Annotated in this window: 4 protein-coding genes; 2 read left to right on the top strand and 2 right to left on the bottom strand. The window is 69.2% G+C overall.

Features of this window, described 5'->3' with window-relative positions:
* Positions 1-140 precede the first annotated feature (140 nt).
* Positions 141-1,196: a phosphate acetyltransferase gene (pta, locus tag BG61_RS37590; RefSeq protein ID WP_035935842.1), complete on the top strand. Its 1,056-nt coding sequence runs from the start codon at positions 141-143 to the stop codon at positions 1,194-1,196.
* A gap of 32 nt (positions 1,197-1,228) precedes the next feature.
* Positions 1,229-1,954: a sulfite exporter TauE/SafE family protein gene (locus tag BG61_RS37595; protein ID WP_051673087.1), complete on the top strand. Its 726-nt coding sequence runs from the start codon at positions 1,229-1,231 to the stop codon at positions 1,952-1,954.
* A gap of 30 nt (positions 1,955-1,984) precedes the next feature.
* On the opposite strand, the gene BG61_RS37600 is transcribed toward BG61_RS37595, so the two are convergent.
* Positions 1,985-3,706 (bottom strand): cobaltochelatase CobT-related protein, encoded by a 1,722-nt coding sequence (locus BG61_RS37600; RefSeq protein WP_035935839.1) that lies wholly within the window; start codon positions 3,704-3,706, stop codon positions 1,985-1,987.
* On the bottom strand, positions 3,706-4,722 hold the full coding sequence (locus BG61_RS37605) for an AAA family ATPase (protein ID WP_051673086.1): 1,017 nt from the start codon (positions 4,720-4,722) through the stop codon (positions 3,706-3,708). Before BG61_RS37605 ends, BG61_RS37600 begins: the two co-directional genes overlap by 1 nt.
* Between the last annotated feature and the right edge of the window lie 124 nt (positions 4,723-4,846).

Below are 4,846 nucleotides of genomic sequence, written 5' to 3' on the forward strand. Positions count from 1 at the left end.
CGACAAGTACAAGGACTATGTCTGAGCGGATCGAGGCTTGATCGGCCGGGGGCCGGAGCGGCCGGAAGCGAACCACCCGCTTCCGGCCTCCCGCGTTCTTTCCTGCGTATTTCCCACTTTCCATCGGCTACCGATATCCCATGAAAGCGATCAACCGCATCATCGAGCACGCCCGCGCGACGCCCATGCGCATCGTGCTGTGCGAGCCGGAGGACCCGCGCGTTCTGCAGGCGGCGCAGCGTGCCACGCGTGAGGGCATCGCCCGCATCCTGCTGGTCGGCGATGCCGGGCGCATCCGCGAGGCCGCCGGGCGCGAGCAGATCGAACTGGCCGGCATGGACGTGATCGACCCGGCGACCTCGCCGCTCGCGCCGTCGTGCGCGGAAGAACTCTTCGCGCTGCGCGCCAGGAAGGGCATGACCCGCGACGAGGCGCAGAAAGAAGCGATGAAGCCGTTGTGCTTCGCCAACCTGATGGTGCGCCTCGGCCACGCGGACGGCTCGGTGGCCGGCGCCGTCAACACCACCGCCGACGTCGTGCGCGCCGCGATCCAGATCATTGGCGTGCGGCCCGCGTTCAAGCTCGTGTCGAGCTTCTTTCTGATGATGCTGTGCGAGCCGTTCCACACGATGAAGGGCGGCCTCATCTTTTCCGACTGCGCGCTCGTCGTGGAACCCGACGCGGGCGAACTCGCCGAAATCGCTATGGCCGCCGCCGACAGCGCGAAAAGCCTCTTGATGGACGACCCGCGCGTCGCGATGCTCTCGTTCTCGACGAGCGGCAGCGCGCGGCACGCAGCCGTCGACAAGGTCGTCGCGGCGACGGAGCGCGTGAAGGCACTGCGCCCGGGCCTCGCGATCGACGGCGACGTGCAACTCGACGCGGCGATCGTCTCGGAAATCGCGCGACGCAAGGTCGAGCACTCGCAGGTCGAAGGGCACGCCAACGTGCTGATCTTCCCGAGCCTGGAAGCGGGCAACATCGGCTACAAGCTCGCGGAGCGCATCGGCGGGGCGAAGGCGATCGGGCCGCTCCTTCAGGGCCTGCGCAAGCCGGCGAACGACCTTTCGCGCGGCTGCAGCGCCGACGACATCTACTACGTCATCGCCGTGACGAGCGTGCAGGCGCAGGCTGCGCCGGCGCTCGCGGAGCCGCATGACATGCTGCGCACGCAAGCGGCCGCGCCCGCGTCGTGAGCGTGGCGCAGGCGCTCGCGCTCCTCGCGCTGATGGGCGCCGCGAGCTACTTCCAGACGGTCACGGGCTTCGGGCTCGGCATGATCGTGATTGGCACGGCGAGCGGCCTGAACCTCGCGCCCGTGGCGAGCGTCGCCGCACTGGTGAGCCTCGTCACGCTCGCGAACAGCGCCGTCGCCCTGCCCGGCAAGCTGCATCACATCGACTGGCGCGCCGTCGGCGCTGCCACGCTCGGCCTCTTGCCCTCGGTGGTCGCGGGCGTGCTGCTGCTCGACTATCTGAGCGGACGCGCCTCGGGCATCCTGCAATTCCTGCTCGGCGCGGTGGTGCTCTACGGCGGCCTCAGTGCCGCCTTGCGCCCCGCTCCGCTCGCGCAGCGCTCCGGCGACCGCAGCTTCTTCATGAGCGGTGTCTTCGGCGGGCTGCTGAGCGGCATGTTCGGCGTGTCCGGCCCGCCTCTCGTGTTCCAGATCTATCGACAGCCGCTGTCGCTCGTGCAGATCCGCTGCGCGCTGATCGTCCTGTTCGCCGCCACCGCGCTGATCCGCACGCTCTTTAGCGCCTGGCACGGGCAACTGGGCCGCGAGGTCTGGACGCAGGCCGTCCTCGCCGTGCCGGTGGTGGCGCTCGCGACCGTCGCCGCGCGACGCTACCCGCCGCCGCTGTCGGGGGTGACGACGCGGCGAATCGCATTCGGCGTGCTGGTGCTGATCGGCTGCTATCTGACGGTGAGCGCGGTGATCGGCTGGGTTCGGTAGCGTCCCGCGCGGCTTTGCAGCCTGGACGTTCTATCTGCGCCCGCCAATCCAGGCGACGATCTCGCCGAAAACCGCCATGTCGGGCGGCGCCGACAGGTCGAGCGCGAGGCTGCGCCGGTAGTACGGGCTGAGATCGAGCCCGACGCCCAGGCCCAGCACTTCCACGTCGCGTGCGGCCTCGTGGCGCGCGACCACGTCCTTCAGATGATTGTCGAGATAGAACGGGTCGTTCGCCTGGGCGGTCGCGCTGTCCATCGGACTGCCGTCGGAGACGACGATCAGGATGCGCCGCGCCTCGGCACGCGCGACGAGCCGCGCGCACGCCCAGTCGAGCGCCTCGCCGTCCACGCCTTCGCGAAAGAGATCCGCCTTGAAGAGCGCGGCGATGTCGCCGCGGGCGCGCCGCCAGCTCGTCGCGGCGTCCTTGAAGATGAGATGGGACGCTTCGCTGAGCCGGCCCGGATGACGCGGGCGGCCGCGCGCGAGCCAGTCGAGCCGCGCCCGGCCGCCGTTCCACGCCGCCGTCGTGAAGCCGAGCACCTCGCTCGTCACGCCCGCCTGATCGAGCGCGCGCGAGAGGACGTCGATCATCGTCGCGACCGGCTCGATATGCGCCTTCATCGAACCCGAGCAGTCGATCAGGAAACTCACCGCGCAGTCCGCCACGAGCGTGCGGCGCTCGAGCCGGAAAAGACGCCGCTCGTTCGGCGACGACACGAGTTGCGCGAGACGCCGCCCGTCGATGCGGCCGTGCTCCTCGCCGAACGACCAGCCATCGCGCTCGGGATTGGCGAGCGCGATCCTGAGCGCGTGCGCGAGACGGCTCACGTTGATGCCCTGCGCGGCAATGCGCGCGTCGAGTTTCTCGCGGTATTCGGCGAGCAGCGCGCGGCGCACGCGCGTGGCGGGGCGGATCTCCTCGTCGTAGCGCGTCGTGTAGATGCGATAGCCGCCGCCCGACGCGTCGAGCACGCGGCTCGCGCCCGTGGCGGCGACGGCCATGTCCTTTTGCTCGTCGTCGTCGAAGCCGAGCCACAGGGAAAACGCCGCGCGCGCGGATTCTTCGTCGCCGGTGTCTGCGTCATCGTCCGGCGGCTGCTCCGCCCGCATCGCGCGGATCATCTCGCAGACGAGCCGCGCGATCTCGAGCGCGTGCCCGGCGAACGCTTCCTGATCGTCCCGATGCCGTCTCAGACCCGCCAGCGAGACGCCGAGCGCCGGCGCGATCGCCGCGCGCGTCGCCTCGATCAAACCTTCGGTTTCTTCGAGAACGGGCTCGCCCGTGAGCCGCGACCACGCCATCTGTGCGACCGTGTAGAGCAGGATGCCGAGATGCCCGTCGGCGAGGCCGGAGCGGTGAAAGGCGCGCGACCACGCCGTAAAGCGCTGCCGCAGGTTCACCACGACGCCCGGCATGCCGGGCGGCGTCAGCGTCTCGCAGCGCAGCTGCTCGAGCAGTTCGAACATGAGCCGCGCGAGCGGATCGGCGGGGATCAGGCGCCGGTGCAGGTCCGCGTCGCAATGCATGAGATGCAGGGCCGCGCCGTCGGCGGCGCCGCGCAGTGAGGCGAAATCGTCCGCGAAACGGTCGGTGCGCAGATGCGGCGCGTAGAGCGGCAGCGGCCGGTGGCCGCGGCACAGGCGGCCGTCGCGATAATGCAGCGCGGCGTCGCCCGTGAGCGCGCGCACCGCCGCCGCGCAAAGCCGCTCGCGCTCCTCGGCGAGCAGGAGCGCCTGGCGCTCGGCCGGCATCAGCCCTGCGGCGCGTGGCTTTCGCGCGCGCGCTCGCCCTCGGCATCCGTCCTCGCTTCCGGCCCGGCATCCAGCTCGCGGCCGAAGCAGCGCTGGAAATATTCCGCGACAGCCGGCCGCTCCGCTTCATCGCACTTGTTGAGGAAGGTCAGGCGAAAGGCCATCGCGGGGTCGCGGAAGATCTGGCAGTTCTCCGCCCAGTTGATCACCGTGCGCGGCGACATCAGCGTCGACAGATCGCCCGCGGCGAAGCCCTTGCGCGTGAGTTCCGCCACGCTGACCATCGATTCGACGAGCGCGCGGCCGGCGTCGTCGGCGAGTTCGGGCACGCGCGCGAGCACGATGCCCGCCTCCTCCGCGCGAGGCAGGTAGTTGAGCGTCGCGACCACGTTCCAGCGGTCCATCTGCGCGTGGTTCAGCACCTGCGTGCCGTGATAGAGGCCGTTCAGGTTGCCGAGGCCGACGGTGTTGGTCGTCGCGAACATGCGGAAATAGGGGTGCGGATGGATCACGCGATTCTGGTCGAGCAGCGTGAACTTGCCGTCGCGTTCCAGGATGCGCTGGATCACGAACATCACGTCGGGCCGGCCGGCATCGTATTCGTCGAAGATCAGCGCGACCGGGCGCTGCAGCGCCCACGGCACGATGCCTTCCTGGAACTCGGTCACCTGCAGGTCGTCGCGCACGACGATGGCGTCCTTGCCGACGAGATCGAGCCGGCTGATATGGCCGTCGAGATTCACGCGCACGCATGGCCAGTTCAGGCGCGCGGCAACCTGCTCGATGTGGGTCGATTTGCCGGTGCCGTGCAGGCCCTGCACCATCACCCGGCGGTCGCGCGTGAAGCCCGCGAGGATCGCGAGCGTCACCTCGGGATTGAAGCGATAGGCCTCGTCGATGTCCGGCACGTGGTCGTCGCGCTCGCTGAAGGCGGGCACCATCAGGCCGGAATCGATGCCGAACACGGTACGCACCGACACCATTCTGTCCGGCTTGCCGCTCACGATATCAGTCACTTTGCTCTCCTTCGTCTCAGCTGCGCGGGGACGCCCGCGTGCGGCATCCCGTCCGGTGCCGCCAGTGGGCTCATCATAGACGCATTCTTTTTTAGAAACAAATCATACCGAATAATAGATTTTA

Origin of the sequence: Caballeronia glathei, from assembly GCF_000698595.1 — a bacterium.
Taxonomy (GTDB): domain Bacteria; phylum Pseudomonadota; class Gammaproteobacteria; order Burkholderiales; family Burkholderiaceae; genus Caballeronia; species Caballeronia glathei.